The organism is Stenotrophobium rhamnosiphilum (assembly GCF_003052265.1).
Taxonomy (GTDB): domain Bacteria; phylum Pseudomonadota; class Gammaproteobacteria; order Nevskiales; family Nevskiaceae; genus Stenotrophobium; species Stenotrophobium rhamnosiphilum.
Window position 1 is genome coordinate 299226 of record NZ_QANS01000005.1, and the last position, 19428, is coordinate 318653.

19 protein-coding genes are annotated in these 19428 nt (G+C 52.3%); 17 read left to right on the plus strand and 2 right to left on the minus strand.

Features of this window, described 5'->3' with window-relative positions; genetic code table 11:
- The first annotated feature begins 46 nt into the window (after positions 1 to 46).
- From CJD38_RS14325 to CJD38_RS14380, 12 genes are read left to right on the plus strand one after another with little or no spacing between them, the layout of a single operon-like run.
- Complete coding sequence (locus CJD38_RS14325; protein WP_107941155.1) at positions 47 to 1219, plus strand: DegT/DnrJ/EryC1/StrS family aminotransferase; 1173 nt, start codon at positions 47 to 49, stop codon at positions 1217 to 1219.
- A 13-nt stretch (positions 1220 to 1232) separates the two neighbouring features.
- The gene (locus CJD38_RS14330) at positions 1233 to 1463 is read left to right on the plus strand and encodes an acyl carrier protein (RefSeq protein ID WP_107941037.1); all 231 of its coding nucleotides are present in this window, start codon (positions 1233 to 1235) and stop codon (positions 1461 to 1463) included.
- A complete protein-coding gene (locus CJD38_RS14335) occupies positions 1460 to 2518 on the plus strand; it encodes a ketoacyl-ACP synthase III (RefSeq protein ID WP_107941038.1) in 1059 nt (352 codons plus the stop codon). Before CJD38_RS14330 ends, CJD38_RS14335 begins: the two co-directional genes overlap by 4 nt.
- Entirely contained in the window at positions 2505 to 3551 is a 1047-nt protein-coding gene (locus tag CJD38_RS14340; protein ID WP_107941039.1) for an aromatic ring-hydroxylating oxygenase subunit alpha, read from the plus strand. Before CJD38_RS14335 ends, CJD38_RS14340 begins: the two co-directional genes overlap by 14 nt.
- Positions 3466 to 4278 carry an SDR family NAD(P)-dependent oxidoreductase gene (locus tag CJD38_RS14345; protein WP_146165994.1) on the plus strand — a complete coding sequence of 271 codons (813 nt, stop codon included), beginning with the start codon at positions 3466 to 3468 and terminating at the stop codon, positions 4276 to 4278. Before CJD38_RS14340 ends, CJD38_RS14345 begins: the two co-directional genes overlap by 86 nt.
- Positions 4275 to 4901: an acetyltransferase gene (locus CJD38_RS14350; RefSeq protein WP_107941041.1), complete on the plus strand. Its 627-nt coding sequence runs from the start codon at positions 4275 to 4277 to the stop codon at positions 4899 to 4901. Before CJD38_RS14345 ends, CJD38_RS14350 begins: the two co-directional genes overlap by 4 nt.
- Positions 4894 to 5868 (plus strand): 3-oxoacyl-ACP synthase III family protein, encoded by a 975-nt coding sequence (locus tag CJD38_RS14355; protein WP_107941042.1) that lies wholly within the window; start codon positions 4894 to 4896, stop codon positions 5866 to 5868. Before CJD38_RS14350 ends, CJD38_RS14355 begins: the two co-directional genes overlap by 8 nt.
- Before the next feature lie 18 nt (positions 5869 to 5886).
- On the plus strand, positions 5887 to 7344 hold the full coding sequence (locus CJD38_RS14360; RefSeq protein WP_107941043.1) for a lipopolysaccharide biosynthesis protein: 1458 nt from the start codon (positions 5887 to 5889) through the stop codon (positions 7342 to 7344).
- Positions 7341 to 8378: a glycosyltransferase family 2 protein gene (locus CJD38_RS14365; RefSeq protein ID WP_107941044.1), complete on the plus strand. Its 1038-nt coding sequence runs from the start codon at positions 7341 to 7343 to the stop codon at positions 8376 to 8378. The genes CJD38_RS14360 and CJD38_RS14365 overlap by 4 nt, the downstream gene beginning before the upstream one ends.
- The gene (locus tag CJD38_RS14370; protein ID WP_107941045.1) at positions 8375 to 9301 is read left to right on the plus strand and encodes a glycosyltransferase family 2 protein; all 927 of its coding nucleotides are present in this window, start codon (positions 8375 to 8377) and stop codon (positions 9299 to 9301) included. Before CJD38_RS14365 ends, CJD38_RS14370 begins: the two co-directional genes overlap by 4 nt.
- Positions 9302 to 9326: 25 nt before the next feature.
- The gene (glf, locus tag CJD38_RS14375) at positions 9327 to 10424 is read left to right on the plus strand and encodes a UDP-galactopyranose mutase (RefSeq protein WP_107941046.1); all 1098 of its coding nucleotides are present in this window, start codon (positions 9327 to 9329) and stop codon (positions 10422 to 10424) included.
- 2 nt (positions 10425 to 10426) lie between these two features.
- Positions 10427 to 11551 carry a glycosyltransferase family 4 protein gene (locus tag CJD38_RS14380; protein WP_107941047.1) on the plus strand — a complete coding sequence of 375 codons (1125 nt, stop codon included), beginning with the start codon at positions 10427 to 10429 and terminating at the stop codon, positions 11549 to 11551.
- 127 nt (positions 11552 to 11678) lie between these two features.
- Here the strand turns inward: CJD38_RS14380 and CJD38_RS14385 are convergent, their stop codons facing one another.
- Positions 11679 to 12881: a glycosyltransferase gene (locus CJD38_RS14385; protein WP_206363013.1), complete on the minus strand. Its 1203-nt coding sequence runs from the start codon at positions 12879 to 12881 to the stop codon at positions 11679 to 11681.
- Positions 12874 to 13728 (minus strand): glycosyltransferase family 2 protein, encoded by an 855-nt coding sequence (locus CJD38_RS14390; protein WP_107941048.1) that lies wholly within the window; start codon positions 13726 to 13728, stop codon positions 12874 to 12876. The genes CJD38_RS14385 and CJD38_RS14390 overlap by 8 nt, the downstream gene beginning before the upstream one ends.
- A 263-nt stretch (positions 13729 to 13991) precedes the next feature.
- On the opposite strand from CJD38_RS14390, the gene pilB reads away from it, so the two are divergent.
- The 5 genes from pilB to zapD all read left to right on the plus strand — a co-directional run bounded on the left by pilB (position 13992) and on the right by zapD (position 19409).
- Positions 13992 to 15710, plus strand: a complete 1719-nt coding sequence (pilB, locus tag CJD38_RS14395) for a type IV-A pilus assembly ATPase PilB (protein ID WP_206363014.1) — start codon at positions 13992 to 13994, stop codon at positions 15708 to 15710.
- A 25-nt stretch (positions 15711 to 15735) separates the two neighbouring features.
- Positions 15736 to 16977 (plus strand): type II secretion system F family protein, encoded by a 1242-nt coding sequence (locus tag CJD38_RS14400; RefSeq protein ID WP_107941049.1) that lies wholly within the window; start codon positions 15736 to 15738, stop codon positions 16975 to 16977.
- Positions 16978 to 17077: 100 nt separating this feature from the next.
- On the plus strand, positions 17078 to 17947 hold the full coding sequence (locus tag CJD38_RS14405; RefSeq protein ID WP_107941050.1) for a prepilin peptidase: 870 nt from the start codon (positions 17078 to 17080) through the stop codon (positions 17945 to 17947).
- A gap of 7 nt (positions 17948 to 17954) precedes the next feature.
- Positions 17955 to 18563, plus strand: coding sequence for a dephospho-CoA kinase (coaE, locus tag CJD38_RS14410; RefSeq protein ID WP_107941051.1), 609 nt, complete (start codon positions 17955 to 17957; stop codon positions 18561 to 18563).
- 69 nt (positions 18564 to 18632) lie between these two features.
- Positions 18633 to 19409 (plus strand): cell division protein ZapD, encoded by a 777-nt coding sequence (gene zapD, locus CJD38_RS14415; protein ID WP_107941052.1) that lies wholly within the window; start codon positions 18633 to 18635, stop codon positions 19407 to 19409.
- Positions 19410 to 19428 lie beyond the last annotated feature (19 nt).

A 19428-nucleotide genomic window follows, 5' to 3' on the forward strand; every position in this document is an offset into this window, starting at 1 on the left:
ATTGCGCTATCCTAACCGCTGATTTTTGTCCTTAAGAGTGGCATCTGTGCCCACAAAAACCATACGCAGCAAAGCTGACTTAGCTATCAACGGCGCATCGCCCGCCTTTGCTGAGCTGTTGCATGTAGGTCGCCCGAATATTGGAAATCGTGAAGAATTTTTGCGGCGTGTAAATCAGGTTTTTGACAATCAGTGGCTGACTAACAATGGCCCGATGGTGCAAGAGTTTGAACGCCACATTGCTGACCGCTTGGGCGTAAAACATTGTATTGCCATGTGCAACGGCACCATTGCACTAGAAATTGCCATTCGTGCACTCGGGCTGCAGGGCGAAGTGATCGTGCCCTCGTGGACTTTTGTCGCCACAGCGCACGCGCTGTACTGGCAAGGCATAACTCCTGTGTTTGCCGACATTGACCCCGTCACGCATAACCTAGATCCCAGCGCTGTTCGACGCATGATCACCCCGCGCACTAGTGGGATCATTGGTGTGCATCTCTGGGGCCGCGCAGCGCCCATTGATGAACTTCAGGCCATCGCCGACGAGCACAAGCTCAAACTGATGTTTGATGCTGCGCATGCCTTCGGCAGCACCTATAAGGGCCAGACAATCGGCCGCTTCGGCGCTTGCGAAGTGTTCAGCTTTCACGCCACCAAATCGTTCAACACTTTTGAAGGCGGCGCTGTTGTCACCAATGACGACACGCTGGCCGAAACCATGCGTCTGATGCGCAACTTTGGTTTTGCTGGGTTTGACAATGTGATTCACCCCGGAACCAACGGCAAGATGATCGAAATCTGTGCCGCAATGGGGCTCACCAACCTCGACTCCCACGATGAAGTTGTCGCGATCAACAAACGCAACCACGCCGCCTACACCACCGCGCTGGCCAACATCCCCGGGATCTCGGTACTTCCTTACGGGTCGACTGAAGACAATAGTCACCACTACGTCATTCTCGAAGTCCAGAAAGGCTTCGCGGCAACGCGTGATCAGCTGGTGGCAGCGCTGCAGGCCGAAAACGTCATGGCCCGTAAATACTTCTGGCCCGGGGCGCATAAGATGAAGCCTTACCGGGACCTGTATCCTAATTCCGGCCTACTGCTCCCGAACACGGAACAGCTCGCCGAACGCGTGATCGTCCTACCAAACGGGGCCAACGTAACGGACGAGATCATTGATATCATCCGTAGCGTCATCACAATAAATATTCATTAAGGGCAATCAACGCATGACCATCGAAAATTTTGTTGAAAAATTCGCATTTGCCATCGAAGTCGAAACGGTTTCTTTGACCGCTGACACTGAATTCAAAGCGCTTCCTAACTGGGATTCACTGAACGCACTGTCGGTGATTGCAATGGCCGACGCAGACTACGGCGTTGCACTCAGCGGTGAAGACGTCCACTCGTCCACCACGATCAACGACGTCTGGAAAATTGTGAGCGCACGCAAGCAATGAGCGCTATTGCAGGGATCGCAGTTCGTGGCATCGCCGCAGCTGTGCCAACCAAGGTCGCGCTGACTCAGGATTATGAATTCTTAAAACCTGAAGAACGCGCGCGCCTACAAAAGGCAACCGGCATCGGCGCACATAGAATCAGTCCAACGGAACAATGCACATCCGACCTTTGTGCCGCCGCCGCTGAACGCGTCATCTCGCATCTGGGATGGCAGCCTGACAGCATCGGCGCACTGATCCTGATCACGCAAACACCCGACCAGCCTATCCCGGCAACTGCGATCACCCTGCAAAATAAATTAGGCCTGCCGCAGGCATGCGCCGCCTTTGATGTAAATCTTGGCTGCTCAGCGTATCCGTACGGCCTCGCAATCATCAGCTCGCTGATGAAGTCGCTCAACATCAGCCGCGCGCTTTTGCTGATGGGGGATTTGAGCCGCGTCTGCGCACTCACAGACAAAAGCGCATGGCCTTTATTTGGCGATGCAGGAACAGCAACTGCACTGGAACTGGACAATGATGCGCCGCCAATCTTTCTGGACTTGATGTCAGATGGCTCTGGCAAGGATGCCATCATTATCCCGGGCGGAGGTTTGGCATCGCGCAGACCACCTGGAGATGGCCCAATCACAGAAGAAATCGGCAGCGACGGCATTGCTCGCCGTCCCGACAACCTTTTGCTGCGTGGCGCTGACATTTTCAGCTTCGCCATTTCCAAAGTGCCTCCAAGCATTCATCGTGTACTTGAAATGGGTGGCCATTCAGCTGATCAAGTTGATTTCCTGGTGCTGCATCAGGCCAACAAAATGATCAACGATACGATCACAAAGAAGGCTGGCTTTACACCTGAAAAAGCGATCTCAACATTAGCTCAGTACGGAAATACTTCTTCGGCATCCATTCCACTCACTCTGTGCGCACACGCGGATCGCTTCAGCGACGATCGTCTGGTCACAGTTTGTGGATTTGGGGTAGGCCTGTCGTGGGGCAGCGCAACCTTGAAGATTCCTGCCAACGCAGTACTACCGGTCATTGAGAGTGATGCCGTCTATTGATCCAGCCGCATACTCAAGCGAATCGATCTTTCAATTAGAGCTCGAGCGGATTTTCTCTGAGCGCTTGTTTATCGGTACGACTGCAGACTTTCCAGAAGTTAATAGTTACAAGAGCCTGCGCCTTGCGAAAAATGCTTTTACTGTTCGCCGCACGGATGTCGGCTTTAAGTCGTTTAACAATGTCTGCCTGCATCGTTCTGCACTAATCGACCCGTTGGGCTCTGGCCAGCGACCCTTTCGTTGCGGGTATCACGGCTGGGCATACGACAACGATGGCTCGCTGAGAGTAGCCCCGCTGACAGATGAAAAATGCATCAGCCGTCGCGTGCTGTCCGAGTACGGCATTGGCCAAGCTGGCGACTTATTGTTTGTTGGTCTGAATGGTAGTAAGCCACAACTCGACAAAGTCGAAGCTGCCTTGAATCAGATTGGAGTTCCACAAGCACCACCGCCTCCGTTTCATACAGATACGTTGATGCAGGAATGCAATTGGAAGTTGCTTGTAGAAAATAACATTGAGGGCTACCACTTAAGTTTTGTGCACCCGCAATCATTCATTCCTGCCGGGTTCAATACTTCATCCCGATACGAATGGGACAGCGACGAGTACACCTGTTGGTCTGCCTGCATCCCTAATGAGAACACCAGCAAACTAAAGTATCTGCAGAAATTATCTGCAGCTGCAACGCACGACTTCCGCCATGCGTATGTTTTCCCTAATCTCTTTTTGACGACCACCAATCAGTTTGTGGGATTTCGCAGTTACATGATCCCTCTCTCTGCGCAAAGAACGATTTTGAAGTGGGAGCTTTTTGAACTTCCCGCGCTGCTCAAGCTAGCTCCGGCTGTGCGCGAAGAAATGAAAAAAGAAGCCATTAGATTCACGGCAACATCCTTAGCGGAAGACAAACCGTTAGTGGAGTCCTGCCAAGTTGGTTTATCGAGTATTGAGCCAAATCTGCAACTGCAGCCAGCCGAACCCCGCATCAGTCGCTTCCATCAATATTATTCAGGCCGAATGCAAAATGTTTAAAGGGAAGACCATTCTGGTTACCGGTGCTACATCTGGCATCGGCTACAAAGTTTGTCTGGACCTGCTTGATGCAGGAGCCAAGATTTTTGCGGTTGGCAGAAATCAGGATCAGCTCGCCGCACTCCAGAAACTACAACCAGAAAATGTACAGACGCTGGCGTTTGATCTGACCCAATTTACAAAGTATTCCGAAACGTTTGCCTCCGTCCCCGGACTTGATGGCGTTGTCTGTTCAGCAGGTATCGCAGATAGCAATCCACTGCGCTTTTTTTCCTTAGAAAAATATCAGCGCACCGTTGATATCAACCAAACTGCACCAATCGCGCTCGTTGCGGAATTGGCTCGTAACAGAAAACTGAATGCCGGCGCTTCCATCGTTCTGCTTGCATCAATAATGGGCACAAAGATCGGACGCAATGGCGGCGCCGCCTATGCCGGAACCAAAGCCGCATTAACCGGCTTCGCAAAAGTGATGGCGCTTGAACTCGCGAACAAATCAATTCGCGTCAATTGCGTATCACCGGGCATGGTCAATACCGAACTCGCCGACAATCAATCTGAAGTGTCTACAGAAGCGCGTCAGGTTGACATGCAGCGCTACCCGCTTGAGAAACGCTATGCAGAAGCAGCGGAAGTCAGCTCTGCCATTCGCTTTCTACTTTCAAATCAATCGTCCTTCATGACCGGTGAAAATCTTGTCGTTGATGGCGGCTATTGCGCGCAATGACTCCACAAAAACTCATCCTCATTGGATACGGTGGCTTTGGTCGCGAAGTTTCCGCATGGATCACCGCTTCAAAAATGCCCTTTGAAGTCATCGGTCATGTTGATGATGAAAAAAGTGGCGAGCACGTCCTCGGCACAATTGTGGATCACACTCCTCGCGCAGACGTCCTGTACCTCACCTGCTTTGGCACTGGCGCCCCACGTAAAGTAGTGCGTGAGAGATTGCAGGGACTAGGAGCAAAATTTGCGACGCTGATTGCTCCATCCGTACTTCATGCTTCACCGCTGGACAAAGCCACGAACAATATCTTCCTGGGTCTTTGCACCATTTCCAATAACGTTACGCTCGGAAATGATGTGTTGATTCAGAGTCACGCTTGCATCGGACATGATATTGAGATTGGAGATGGCGTAACCATTAGTGCCAATGCCTTCATTGGCGGCAACGCAAAACTCGGCGCCTTCAGCACCATTCATCCTGCGGCAGTCGTTTTGCCTAAAGTTACGATTGGTGAAGGTGCAATCGTGGGTGCCGGAGCAGTAGTGCTCAAAGACGTTGCACCCTACACCACCGTCTTCGGCTCTCCAGCCAAAGTAATCGCCTTTGGCAAACCGAATGACTGACATTTATCTCAATTTCATCGCTTCTGCGCTTGGCTCAGGCATCGAACGCAATGATCAAAAAACCCTGGGGCAAGATGCCGCCGATTGCGAACGCATCGTCAAGAAAACCGGAGTACTCAGTCGACCCATTGTTGTTGAGGGCGAGTACACCAGCGATCTGGCGATCCGCGCGACACAACAATTGCTTCAGAAAGGCGACAACACCAGCGCTGAATTCGGGGCGCTTGTGGTGTGCACTCAAACACCAGATCACTTGATCCCCGGCGTCTCATCACAGGTGCACGGAAAGCTGAGCTTCCCTAAAAATTGTTACACCGTCGACATCAACCAAGGTTGTTCAGGCTTTGTCTATGGCGCGCACCTTATGGGCGCCATGATCCGAGGCGGTGCTTTGGAGCAAGGCATTTTGGTCAATGCCGACTGCTACACGCGTCTGATTCGCCCAAATGATTTAACCACACGCGTTCTATTTGGTGACGCAGCGACCGCCACCTCGATCTCGAAAAAGCGTAGCGGCTTCAGGTTAATTGACTCTCGTTGCTATTCTGATGGCACCGGCTACGATGACTTTGTCGCACGTGGCTCGGCCATTCATCCAGATGAGCCCATCGCGTCCGGCATCTACATGAATGGCCCTGGCATTCTGACTTTCGCCTTACGAGTAGTGCCAGAGTCCGTGAATGATGTGCTTGCACAGCATGGATTAAAAACGGCCGACATCCGCATGTTTGCTTTTCATCAAGCCAACAGCTTCATACTCGGCAAGCTTGCTTACAAGATGGGACTCAGCAGTGAACAAGTCCCACAAAACTGCGCAGAGTTGGGCAATACCGTCTCCGCATCCATCCCTCTGCTTTTGATGGATCAACAGCAGCACCTCAAGCGCGGTGATTTGATCGTGGCTGCGGGCTTTGGCGTTGGTTTATCGTGGGGCACAGCGCTACTCGAATACGTTGGCAACGACTGATCAAGGAAATCTGAAGTCATGTCGGACTTAAGCGTACGTGCTGCCGGTGCAGCCTGGTGGAGTGCCTTAGAAATTTTGGCGCGCTACGGCATGCAATTCGTCGTCATGGTGATTCTTGCGCGCCTGCTGACCCCAGAAGACTTCGGCCTAGTCGCCATGCTGCTGGTATTTATCAGCATCGGAACACTGTTTGTCGACGCTGGCTTTGGCGCTGCCCTTGTGCAACGTCAGAACATCACCGTCAACGATGAAACTACCATTTTCATTTTCACCACATGCGCCAGCTTAATCGTCGCTGGAATTCTGGCACTGTCAGCTCCATGGATTGCCGCATTCTTCGATCAACCCAAGCTGATTGACCTTACGCGGTTCATGGCTTTAGCACTGCCACTCGGCGCACTCGCCTCAGTGCCTGACGCGATTCTGACCATCAAACTTGATTTCAAATCCCGTGCGCGCGCAGAAGTCATTGCGTCAATATTGTCTGGGATTATTGCTATTACGCTGGCCCTGCATGGCGCGGGAGTATGGAGCCTGGCGTGGCAGGGGCTGATATCGATTGGCATTCGTGGGCTTCTGCTGTGGTCCTATACAAGCTGGCGCCCACGTGGCGTCTATAGCCACGCATCGTTCCAAAGTCTATTCAGATTTGGCGGTTACATGCTGTTGTCTAACCTGCTCAACACCATTGCAGTAAGGCTACAGTCGCTCGCCATCGGAAAATTATTTGATGCTCGACAGCTTGGTTTTTACACGCTGGCACAAAACACACAATCAGCTCCAGCAACGTTCATGGGGAGCCTTCTGACTCGCGTAGGCTTACCTGTGTTTTCGACCATTGCAGATGACCGCGAACGCCTGCTGGGCGCTTTACGCTCCTCACTACGAATGGCGATGTTCTTGTTCGTGCCTTGCATGGTCGGTATAGCAATTGTTGCGCGACCGCTTATTGAGCTGTTGTATGGCGAAAAGTGGAGTTCCGCTGCACCCATCCTGAGCCTACTATCACTGAGCTCAACGTTGTGGCCTATTCACGTTCTGAATCTCGCCGCCATTAGCGCGCAAGGCCGCTCAGATCTTTTTCTTCGCCTTGAAGTCATTAAACAGTGCATTGGCATCGCCCTGATTATCGCATTCGCAGCGTGGGGACCGCTTGCGATTGCTAGTGCCGTGCTGACTTCTGGATTATTTGCAGCGATGCTCAACACCTATTACTCAAAAAAAATGCTTGGCTATGGCCTAATGGCACAGCTACGCGATCAATGGCCAACATTTGCCCTGTCACTTGTGGTCGCAGGCATTGGCTGGGCCATTCTGCACTGGACTAAAGCGAGCATATTTACCATGCTCGTTGCTGTCATCACGTGTGCATTCACTTATTTGCTACTGGCCGTCCTCACAAAAAATGAGGCGCTTCGAGAGCTGAAGCACACCCTTCAGACGCTACGCCCCAAGTCGTCAACGATCAGTTCATGAACACTCAATCGCTAAACTACCGAGAAATATCCGACTCGGCTGTGATGGCAAAGCAGCCAGTCGTCAGCGTTTTCATGCTCGCATATAAGCATGAGCGTTTTATTGCCCAGGCTATTGAAGGTGTTGTTACGCAGGTCTGTGATTTTCCGTTTGAGCTCATCATTGCCGAGGACTGCTCACCTGATAACTCGCTCTCGATTGCGCTCGATTATCAGCGACGTTATCCGCACATAATTCGGGTACTCACTGGCGACAAGAACGTCGGCATGAATGCGAATGCTGCACGTGGCGAAACTACGATGCGCGGCAAGTATGCAGCTGGATGTGAAGGCGACGATTTCTGGCATCATCCGCGCAAACTTCAAATGCAGGTAGACCTCATGTCCGCTAATCCGGACATGGTGTTTTGTCACACCGACTTTGATAGAAAAACCCGCTTCCGTACTTGGCATAGCAAACATAAAAGCCACCCATCTCCATGGTTGGCAAAAGACAATGCTTATGTAGCGCTACTACATCACTGGTCCGTGATGACAGCAACGACTATGCACAGAAATGACATGCTGCGCGCATTCAAAGGCACTGAATTTGATCGGCCAGATTGGCCGTTTGGCGACTACAACCTTCTGCTGTTCTCCAGCCTGAGAGGCACCGTAGGTTATATCGACGAATCTACTGCGACGTTTCGAAAAGTAAGAGGCTCTGCTGGCAACAGAGATCCTAAAGCGAACCTAAGAATGGTACTGGCGGCCAAAGAGTGCGCTGAAATGTTCATGTCCAGACATCCTGTTCCTGCGGAAACAGCACGCATAGTTAGCGCTCGTTTTATTAGTGCAATCTATAGAGCGGCATATTTTTCAGAGCGCTTAGACCTCATGCGCAGCAATCACGAATGGTTAAAAGAGAACGGATTCAATCCAAGTGAAGCATCACATCAAGCACGAATTTTCGCGGTATCTAGCAAGCTGCCAATACGCGCAATACTCGCAGTTAAAAATTTCATTGATCTTCGCTTGAGTTCGATCCCCGCATGAAATCCAGCCTGCACATCACCGCCGTAGTGGTTAGCTTCAGTCGGATAAAGCTTTTAAAGCGCTGTCTGGCGGCGCTAAGCAATCAGACTCTGTCCCCAGACTCCATTCTGATTGTTGATAACGCGTCCACAGACGGAACACAGCAATGGCTAAGGGATTGGCTACCTGAAAATCTTCCAAGAGCCGAATTGGTATCACTCACCGACAACCGCGGCGGAGCAGGTGGTTTTTCTGAAGGGTTACGAATAGCCGTCGAAAGAAACTGCAGTTGGACATGGATGATGGATGATGATGCCGAGCCTCATCCGACTGCACTGGCTGAGTTGATGAAGGTCGCGAGTGACTCCAACAATGTATATGGCTCACTCGCTACCAAAGGCGCAGATACCTCTTGGACGACAACCCTTCTCGACCCACCAAAACGTGTTGTAGATCTTGCAGCCGATGTCCCCAACCAGTCTCGCGTACAGTCTTTGCCGTTCTTAGGCTTCCTAGTTCACAGGGATCTAGTGATGAAGATTGGCTTGCCTGATGCCGACTACTTTATTGCTGCCGACGATATTGAGTACTGCATGCGAGCCGAGCGCGCGGGATCAAAACTGATCATTGCAGGCCGTAGTCTGATTGAGCATCCAAAATCAGATCGCTACACCGCCAAACTGCCAGGGCGCGATCTGATTTGCCTGAAGCTGGCGCCATGGAAACGCTATTACGACACACGCAATCGGCTTCTGATTGCCCGCAAATATTATGGGATCAAGCTGTTTACGCAGACTATCCCCGGTTCATTTGTGCGCCTCATTGCCGCGCTTATTTATGAACCTCGTAAGCTCGCACAACTTTGGGCATTCACCGCGGGCATGATCGATGGCTTGCTCGGCATCAAAGGGCGCCGCCATCAGAAATGGGGCATCCCGCAGTGATAACCGCCAATAACAATCACCACTCATGACGCAAGAAAATACTACTCTCATCGTTGGCGCAGGCTTTGCCGGTAGCGTCATGGCACGCGAACTGGCCGAGGCGGGTCGCCACGTTCATCTCATCGATAAGCGTCCACACATCGGCGGCAATGCTTATGATGAATACGATGAACATGGAATTTTGATTCATCCGTATGGCCCGCATATTTTTCATACGAATAGCGAGCGTATTTACGAATATCTTTCCCGCTTCACCGAGTGGCTACCTTACGAGCATCGAGTACGTGGTGTACTCGAAGGCGTTTCTTACCCCTTCCCAATCAATCGCGATACCTTGAATCTGCTTTATGGCCTCGATCTTGATGAAGCGGGCGCTGCAGATTTTTTTGAGCGTGTACGCGAACCGCGCGATCCGGTCATCACTAGCGAAGATGTGGTTTTAAATTCCGTAGGTCGCGATCTATACGAAAAATTCTTTCTCAACTACACGCGTAAACAATGGGGACTTGATCCTTCCGAACTAAAAGCTGGCGTCGCCGCACGAATCCCTGTGCGCACGAATTCAGACGATCGCTATTTCACCGACACATATCAGGTGATGCCGCTGCATGGCTACACTAAAATGTTTGAGGCGATGTTGGATCACCCGAATATTTTTGTTGAAGTCAGTGTGGATTTTGCAGGTGTGCGCAAACAGAATAATTACTGCCACGTCATTTATACAGGCCCGATCGATGCGTACTTTGACTACTGCTACGGCCCGCTACCTTATCGATCTTTACGGTTTGAGCATGAGCATCTGTCAGACGTTAAGCAGCTCCAGGAGACTGGCACGATCAATTATCCGAACGATCACGCTTACACACGCATCACTGAATTCAAGCATCTAACGGGACAAGAACACGCAGGAACCTCCATCGTGCGCGAATATCCGCAGGCAGAGGGTGACCCTTACTACCCAGTGCCTAGAGCAGAGAACGAAGCTTTGTTTAAGCGTTACGAAAGTTTGGCCAAGCTGGAAAAGAACGCCACGTTTGTTGGCCGTCTTGCGCAGTATCGTTATTACAATATGGATCAAGTGGTTGGCGCTGCGCTGGCCACCGCAAAACAACTCATCGGCTAAAAATGCGCATCGCTTTTATCTGCAAGCGTCAGTACATGGGCAAAGATGTTATTGCTGATCGTTATGCGCGCCTTTACGAGATACCGTCTCAACTAGCCAAGCTCGGCCACACGGTGAGCGGATCTTGTTTGAGCTACCAAGGCCACGAAGAAGGTCTATGGCAACATGATGCACTGCCGGGCAAGCTCACATGGGAGTCTCGTTCGCTGGGTCGCACATACGTCCCTGCATTGCTCACATACCCACAAAACTTGCTGCGCCGTCTACGTGAATTTGCACCAGACATTGTGATCGGCGCTTCAGATATTCCACATGTCGCGCTCGCTGGATGGCTGTCGAAACGACTCGCCGTACCTTTTGTTGCGGATCTTTACGACAACTTTGAAGGTTTTGGCCAAGCGCGAATTCCTGGCATGGTGGCCGCATTGCGACGTGCCGTACGCAATGCCGACTTGGTCACCACGACTAGCGAGCCCTTACGAGAATTGGTTGTTGATGGCTACGGCGCGCGAGGCCTTGTCATCGCCATGCCAAGCACTGTCGACAAAACTGTTTTTCGTTCGCGTGAACGCATCGCATGCCGTCAGTCATTAGGGCTACCAGAGTCAGTGCGTTTAATCGGCACTGCCGGCGGTCTCTATCGCGACAAAGGTGTCGAAACACTTTATGAGGCTTGGAAGATCGTTTCGGAGCAGCGCAGCGATGTGCACCTTGTATTGGCCGGGCCTACGGATCCGCGCTTTCCACCACCTACTGGCGATCGCATTCATACCCTTGGCATGCTACCCCACGCCCGAACTGCAGAGTTGTTTAACGCATTAGACGTGGGCGCCATCTGTATTCGCGACACCCCTTTTGGGCGCTACTGCTTTCCACAAAAAGCTTATGAAATGTTGGCCTGTGGTTTGCCCGTTGCCGCAGCAAGCGTCGGAGCAATGACACATTTGTTGGCGGATGTACCTTCTTGTTTATATCGCGCCGATGATGCAAAAAGTCTTGCAACTACGCTGCTCTCGCAACTTGATCGACCCGTTGTTGCCAATGTTGGAATTGAGGATTGGGTTCAGCTCATAGGTTCACTAGAGCCGCAACTACAAAAATTGCTTGCCATCAGCCTGCGCACTTAACTCAGCAAGTGCCCAAATTCAAGAAAAATACGCGTCGTACACCACCCATGCCAACACTAATCTCGACAAAGCGTTCTGCACGCCATGTCGTGCTCACATCATGCACACTGTTTTACGTGAGATCTTTTCAGATACAGCTGCTGATTAAATCAGCGTAGCCATTAGCAATTACTTTCCAATCGATGCGGCCAGCAACAGCATGCCGAATGCTTTGAGCCCGACTCAATGCCTGCTGGGGATCCTCTAACGTCGCAAGCAAGCTAGATGCGAGTGCGGCTGTGTCTTGAGGATTGACACAGATATCGTCTGCGGCCTGCCCCAGTAAATCACGAACGCCTGCCACATCGCCCACCACCACAGGGCATCCGCAACCAATCGCTTCCATCAATACAACCGGCAGTCCCTCTTGATCTCCGGCAGCATCGCGAATAAACGGCGCAACAAAAACACTGGCCCGGCGATAGAGCTTGGGCAAATCCTGCTGCGGCATCGCGCCCAGAAAATTAACCTGAGACTCAATGCCTAGCTTGCGAGCTTGCGTACGCAGCGCCGTTTCTTCTGGGCCAAATCCTGCGATGTTGAGGATGGTTGCAGGCCGTTGCGCCAACACTTGAGGCATAGCGTTTAACAGATACACCAGTCCTTTTTTGGCAACCAGTCTGCCTACAAAAAGTAGTTGGTTTTCTGCACGCTGAATATCAGGATCGACGACAAAGCGCTGATGCAGATCAACACCCATAGGCAGTACTGCTAATTTTGGTGGCTTCAATTTAATGCGCTGCGCTTCATCTCTCATTGCTGTACTTACAACGGTCATAGCAGACGAGGAATCGGCAACCAATCTCTTGAGCGCCTCTAACGCTCGCCCACGCAGACTAAACAAATCTCCGCCATGCGAGGTGACGAGATACGGCGTCGCAGTCTTACGTTTCAACTGCCATGCAATTAACCCTTGTGGGATTAACCAATGCGCATGAATGAAGTCAACGCTGCGCTTCTGCAAAAGACGGCATGCAGCAAAATATTGTCCCAGCACGAATCCTGGAACCAATAAGAATTTCCATGGAGACTGGCGTAGGTTGGCAACGATGCCGCCGTTATTAACCAAGGTTTGGCACGCCCGCGGTGCATAGCGAAACCGCACTACTTCGACACCATCAAGCAAGCCATCGCCGTCAGCTCCAGGAGCATCCGGCACCAAGGCGATTACATTGAAGCGATCCGTTAATCGGTGACACAGCTCATGGACAAACCCGGGCTCTGGATCATTCCGCCAACGCGGATAGGTCGAGGCCAACACTAAAATCGTAGGCCGATTCAGCTCACTCATCGCGTCTATAGGTCAGCGCTGTGATTTGCTCAGAGATTAAACCGATTAAGAATACGATCACCGATGCGCTTAAGAGCAGCGCGCTCATATTGGTGAAGCGATGCAGCGTAACGAATGTATAGATGTAGTGCCCCAATCCGAGCATGAAAAACAACACACTGGCAGGCACAAAAAGTTTAAGCGGTGAATACAATGTTGCAATCTTGAAAATGATCAACAGAAACCGCAGACCATCGCGCAACGGTTTGATATGGCTCTTGCCTACGCGCTGAGCAACCTTGATCGGCAGATAAGCCACAGAATAAGCACTACGGAAAAAGGCCATAGTGCTGGTCGTTGGATACGAGAATCCGTTTGGCAATAAATAGAGAAACTCGCGGAACTTGTTTGCACGTACAGCGCGGAAACCTGAAGTAAGGTCTGCCACATTGAAGCCAGTGATACGTGAGGCCAGCCAGTTGTAGAAGGCATTAGCCATGCCGCGGCTAACGGTAGCCTGACCATCCCAGTCACGCGCACCGACCACCATGTCGTAGCCTTCATCCAATTTACTGAGGAGTCGCTGGATATCTACAGGGTCATGCTGATCGTCTGCATCCATAAACACGATCACATCGCCCTGTGCAGCCCGCGCGCCACGTTTGATCGCGGCACCGTTGCCCATCGAATATGGGGCAGACAGACAAACCACACCATGCTCTGCACAGAGCTCGCGCGTATTATCGGTGGAACCGTCATCAACAACGATAATCTCTGCTTGCGGCTGATTTTGGCGCAAACGCGGCAGTAACTTAGCTAATGCTGCGCCTTCGTTTTTGGCAGGCAAAACGATACTAATCCGGTCCAAGTTGTCCCCGATATTTATAATAAAAAATTAGATGGCGACAGTAGCACAGCTCTACGTAATTTGAGGCCATCAAAAGAGCGGATTTCCGGTGCTATCGGCCCTAAATATCTGTGTATCTGTCAGACAACGACTACACAGCCACGCAGGGGCTAGGAGAATTACCGTCCACTTAGTCTGACTGGTGGTTGACTACAGTGTCACTGCAAGCACAATATCCATCAGTTCAACAAACTCAGTAACTTGCAGTGGCCATTAATCCTCAAATGTCATCACCCAGCGGCTTCATCGGCGGCCTCGCCAGACGGCTGGTTGCTGACGGTCTGATTGCTGAGGACATCGCGCGCGAGCATCAACAAAAAGCGCTTAAAAACGGCGTTCAATTTGTTTCGCTCCTCGTTGAATCTAAGTTAGTTACTGCCGCAAAGATCGCAGAAGCCGCCAGCATCGAATTCGGTGTGCCGCTGATTGATATGCGTGCGATTGAAATTGATCTGACAGTTGCCAAAGGCGTTAACGAAAAAGTCCTTAAAAAAGCCCACGCTCTGCCGATTTTTGCGCGTGGCAAGAAAATTTTCGTTGCAGTTTCAGACCCCACAAATCTGCAAGCACTAGACGACATCAAGTTTGCAACGGGCAGCACCACCGAAGCGATCCTAGTAGAAGAAGACAAGCTCACCAAAGCGATTGAAGCCACGCTGCAGGCGATTGAATCGTCCAGCATGAAAGTTTCGGGAGATACTGATCTCGATAATTTGGATTTTGTCGACACCAGTGAAGAAGACACCCCCGACGTCAGCCGTAGCGATGCAGATGACGCACCGATTGTTCGCTTCGTTCACAAAATCATGATTGATGCGATTAACCAAGGCGCATCTGATATTCACTTTGAGCCTTACGAAAAGATTTATCGCATCCGCTACCGCAGAGATGGCGAGCTAAAAACCGTCGCCACGCCACCGGTGGCGATGGGCGGACGCTTGGCAGCGCGCGTCAAAGTGATGTCACGTTTGGATCTTGCTGAGCGTCGCGTACCACAAGACGGTCGCATCAAACTGCAGATATCAAAAAACAAAGCTATCGACTTCCGTGTCAGTAGCTGCCCGACGCTATTTGGCGAAAAGATTTGCTGTCGTATTTTGGATCCTTCCAGCGCACAGTTGGGTATCGATGCGCTGGGCTACGAGCCAGAACAAAAAGACGCATATATGAAAGCCTTGGGTCGTCCACAAGGCATGATTCTGGTGACCGGCCCCACAGGCTCGGGTAAAACCGTTTCGCTTTATACCGGCCTCAACATCCTCAACACCGAAGACATCAATATTTCGACCGCGGAAGACCCGGCCGAAATCAATTTGCCGGGTATTAATCAGGTCAACGTCTATCCCAAGGTCGGCCTGACCTTTGCGGCCGCTCTCAAAGCCTTCTTGCGCCAAGATCCTGATGTCATCATGGTCGGCGAAATTCGTGACCTCGAGACTGCCGAAATTGCGATCAAGGCTGCGCAGACGGGACACTTGGTGCTTTCAACACTGCACACCAATGATGCGCCACAAACTTTGGTGCGCCTGATGAATATGGGCGTTCCGGCATACAACGTTGCCTCGACACTGAACCTGATTATTGCTCAGCGTCTGGCACGCAAACTGTGCCCACACTGCAAGCGTCCAGCCAGCATTCCAAAACCCGAGTTGGTTCGCCAAGGCTTCAAGCAGGAAGAAGTTGATGCGCCTGGCTTCACGGTTTACGAAGCGGTTGGCTGCGATCAGTGCGACCTAGGTTACAAAGGCCGTACCGGCATCTACCAAGTGATGCCATTTTCAGACGCCATGGGCCGCATCATGATGGAAGGCGGCAACGCCATTGAAATTGCGGATCAGGCTCAGAAAGAAGGCATCAAAGATTTACGTCAATCGGCTTTGGTCAAAGTAAAGGCCGGCAGCATTGACCTCGCGCAAGCTAACGCTTGTACGATGGGCGAATAAAACATAATAAGAATTAGGGGTTTATATGGCAAAGGCAAAGGCTGCAGCCGCTATTGTGATCAAGGAGTACACCTTCGCGTGGGAAGGCACCGACCGTAAAGGACAACGCGTCAAAGGCCAGAGCATGGGCCCTAGTGAAAGCATGATTAAAACCCAGTTGCGCAAGCAAGGGATTAATCCGTTAAAAGTCCGCAGACAGTCGACTATGTTCGCTGCTGCGAAAAAGAAAAAAATCACCAGCAGCGATATCGCAATCTTCAGTCGCCAGATGGCAACGATGATGTCGTCAGGCGTGCCCTTGGTTCAATCGCTCGAGATTATTGGACGCGGCCACGACAATCCCGCGATGTGCGACATGATTCTTGGCATTAAAGCCAATATCGAAAACGGTTCATCTTTTTCGGAGAGCTTGGGCAAGTATCCGCTCTACTTTGACGACCTATTCGTCAACCTGGTTGAGGCTGGCGAAAAATCCGGTGCACTCGAAACACTTCTCGGCAAAGTCGCTACCTACAAAGAGAAAACCGAGGCCATTAAAAAGAAAGTTAAGAAGGCTATGACTTACCCTGCAGCCGTTATGGTTGTGGCGGTAATTGTGACCACCATCTTGCTGATTTTTGTGGTGCCTCAATTTGAAGAGCTGTTCAAAGGCTTTGGAGCCGACCTGCCCGCTTTCACGATGATGGTGGTCGGCATGTCGCGGTGGATGACAGCCAATTGGGTGACGATGGGCTTGATCATCGGCGGCTCGGTTTTTGGGCTCATTAACTTGCATAAACGCTCAGCAAACTTCCGCCGCTTAACAGATCGTGTACTGCTCAAAGTTCCTATCGTCGGCGACATTCTTTATAAGTCGGCTGTTGCGCGCTTTGCGCGTACCCTGTCAACCATGTTCGCTGCCGGTGTGCCGCTGGTTGAAGCCATGGAATCAGTCGCCAAAGCAGCCGGCAACATCGTTTTCACCGAAGCGATTCTGGTTATGCGCGATCAGGTTTCGACAGGTCAGCAGTTACAGCTGACGATGCAGCAAGCAGGCCTCTTTCCCAACATGGCCGTGCAGATGGTGGCTATTGGCGAAGAGTCCGGCTCACTCGATCAGATGTGCGCAAAAGTCGCCGACTTTTATGAAGAAGAAGTCGACAACCTTGTCGATTCGCTCTCCAGCTTGATGGAGCCCATGATCATGGCCGTACTGGGCGTGCTAGTGGGCGGCCTGGTTGTGGCCATGTACCTGCCAATCTTCAAACTCGGCGAAGTTGTCGGATAATCGATCAAGCGCAAACGCGCACCGTCGTTATTCTTGCCTCATCAACATCACCCGCAGCACTCCTGCGGGTGATTCTTTTCCGCCTCACTGAGCTTTACGCATGATTCTGTTTGACGCCCTACGCGATAACCCAGGATTTCTGTTGTTTGCCACTGGCCTGCTCGGGCTGTTGGTGGGCAGCTTTCTCAACGTTGTGATCCTGCGTTTGCCGCGCATGATGGAGCAGGCGTGGAAGAGTGAATGCCGCGAGATTCTGGAACTGCCCGCAGTTGAGGAGCAGAAAATCTCTTTGATGCTGCCGCCCTCTTGCTGCACCAACTGCGGCGCCAGTATTCGCGCTTGGCAGAACATTCCGGTGATCAGTTGGGTGTTGCTACGCGGCAAATGTGCGGGCTGCAAAACGTCAATTTCGATGCAATATCCCTTGGTTGAAGCGGCCACGGGCATCATGTCTGCTGTCTGCGCATGGCACTTCGGCTGGAGCCTCGACCTCTTAGCCGCACTGCTACTGACCTGGACACTGATCACGCTCGCCGTGATCGATCTGCGCACCCAGTTACTGCCCGATAGCATCACCCTGCCTCTGCTCTGGCTGGGCTTAGCGCTGGCCTTGGTGCCGGTTTCTGTCAGTCTGCAAAATGCTGTGGTCGGCGCGATTGCCGGCTACCTGAGCCTCTGGTCCATGTTCCACCTGTTCCGCCTGCTGACCGGCAAGGAAGGCATGGGCTACGGCGACTTCAAGCTGTTTGCGGCACTCGGCGCTTGGCTGGGCTGGCAGATGCTGCCGATGATCATCCTGCTGTCTTCATTGGTGGGCGCAGCCGTTGGCGGCGCAATGATCGTGTTCCGCCGTCAGGGCAAGGACATCCCGATGGCCTTCGGCCCTTATCTGGCCGCCGCAGGCTGGATCGCGCTGATTTGGGGTCAGCAGATCACCGACGCATACTTGGCTTACTCGGGCATCCACTGACACCGCCATGTCGCAACTCACTGTAGGCCTCACCGGCGGCATCGCCAGCGGCAAATCGTTGGTGGAGTCGCAGTTCCGCGCGCTCGGCGTGCCGGTGCTGGATGCGGATCAGGTTTCGCGCGATGTCGTAGCCCCGCCCTCACCCGCACTGGATGAAATCGCTGAACGCTTCGGTGCCGAATTCATCACCGCAGAAGGCACGCTAGACCGCCGCCGCATGCGCGAACTGGTGTTTAGCGACGCCGGCGCCAAGCAGCGACTAGAGGCGATCCTGCATCCCCATATTCGCCAGCGCTTGAAGCAATGGCGCGATGCCCAAACCGCGCCCTACTGCATCATCTCCGTCGCCATTTTGCTGGAGACCGGCATGCGCACGCTGGTCGACCGGGTGCTGGTGGTTGATGTGCCCGTCGAAACACAAATGACGCGGCTCACCGTTCGCGATGGCATTGCAGAAACACTGGCCAGCAGCATGATTGCTGCACAAACACACCGCCAGGTTCGGCTCGATGCTGCTCATGACGTGATCCAAAATATCGGCACACCCGAGCAAACGCAGCGCGAAGTTGCACGACTCCATCAGCTCTATCTGCAATTAGCTGGGACACAGAGCTGAAATTTCGCATTGCACACGCATGCGACACAGTTCACAATCTTGTCTGTTATTCATGCGGCTAGGAAATTCGTGACACAAGGGGCAGAGTTCGTTGTTTATGAACAGCCGCTCACCGAGCGTGTACGTACTTTTCTGCGCCTCGAATTCCTGTTCTCTGAGCACGCTTACTACCGCGCTGGACAAGGGAACTTGGCCGTTCGCAGCACACTGCAGTCGCTGCTGGATATTCTGACCGTGCTGTCGCGTTCAGACCTGAAGAACGACATCCTCAAAGAACTCACCGATCAGCACAACGCGCTGACCAAGCTGGCCGCGCGTCCGGGCATTGATGCGAGCAAGCTCCAGGGCGTTCTGTCTGAGATTACGCAGGCCATCAATGGCATGCAGCAACTCACAACCCACTTTGCCGCATCGCTTCTGCGCGGCAACGACTTTCTGACATCGCTGCTCAACCGCTCGGGCATCCCCGGCGGCACCTGCGCGTTTGATCTGCCGGCGTATCACTTTTGGCTCTCGCAGCCTTGCGAGAACATCAAACGCGATCTCGATGCATGGTTCGCTGATCTGCGCCCGTTCGAGAAAGCCATTGGTCTATATCTGCGTTTGCTGCGCAATAGCATCGAGCCAGAAACCAGCGTCGCTACGGGCGGCATGTACGTGTACACGCCGCAAGGCCCCTGTGTGTTAGTTCGCGTGACTGTGCCGGTCGCCGCTGCGGTTTATCCGGAAATCAGCGCCGGACGCCATCGCTTCACAGTGCGCTTCATGAGCGTTCGCGACGTCAATGTGCGCAGCCAACAGGCCACCGCCAACATCAGCTTTCAGATGCAGTGCTGCACGCTTTAAACCGGTCTGAGTTTTAAAT

Coding starts and splice junctions, on each gene's coding strand:
- CJD38_RS14330 (WP_107941037.1), top strand. CDS start 1,233: ATGACCATCGAAAATTTTGTTGAAAAATTCGCATTTGCCATCGAAGTC.
- CJD38_RS14335 (WP_107941038.1), top strand. CDS start 1,460: ATGAGCGCTATTGCAGGGATCGCAGTTCGTGGCATCGCCGCAGCTGTG.
- CJD38_RS14340 (WP_107941039.1), top strand. CDS start 2,505: ATGCCGTCTATTGATCCAGCCGCATACTCAAGCGAATCGATCTTTCAA.
- CJD38_RS14350 (WP_107941041.1), top strand. CDS start 4,275: ATGACTCCACAAAAACTCATCCTCATTGGATACGGTGGCTTTGGTCGC.
- CJD38_RS14355 (WP_107941042.1), top strand. CDS start 4,894: ATGACTGACATTTATCTCAATTTCATCGCTTCTGCGCTTGGCTCAGGC.
- CJD38_RS14360 (WP_107941043.1), top strand. CDS start 5,887: ATGTCGGACTTAAGCGTACGTGCTGCCGGTGCAGCCTGGTGGAGTGCC.
- CJD38_RS14365 (WP_107941044.1), top strand. CDS start 7,341: ATGAACACTCAATCGCTAAACTACCGAGAAATATCCGACTCGGCTGTG.
- CJD38_RS14370 (WP_107941045.1), top strand. CDS start 8,375: ATGAAATCCAGCCTGCACATCACCGCCGTAGTGGTTAGCTTCAGTCGG.
- glf (WP_107941046.1), top strand. CDS start 9,327: ATGACGCAAGAAAATACTACTCTCATCGTTGGCGCAGGCTTTGCCGGT.
- CJD38_RS14380 (WP_107941047.1), top strand. CDS start 10,427: ATGCGCATCGCTTTTATCTGCAAGCGTCAGTACATGGGCAAAGATGTT.
- CJD38_RS14385 (WP_206363013.1), bottom strand. CDS start 12,881: ATGAGTGAGCTGAATCGGCCTACGATTTTAGTGTTGGCCTCGACCTAT.
- pilB (WP_206363014.1), top strand. CDS start 13,992: ATGTCATCACCCAGCGGCTTCATCGGCGGCCTCGCCAGACGGCTGGTT.
- CJD38_RS14400 (WP_107941049.1), top strand. CDS start 15,736: ATGGCAAAGGCAAAGGCTGCAGCCGCTATTGTGATCAAGGAGTACACC.
- CJD38_RS14405 (WP_107941050.1), top strand. CDS start 17,078: ATGATTCTGTTTGACGCCCTACGCGATAACCCAGGATTTCTGTTGTTT.
- coaE (WP_107941051.1), top strand. CDS start 17,955: ATGTCGCAACTCACTGTAGGCCTCACCGGCGGCATCGCCAGCGGCAAA.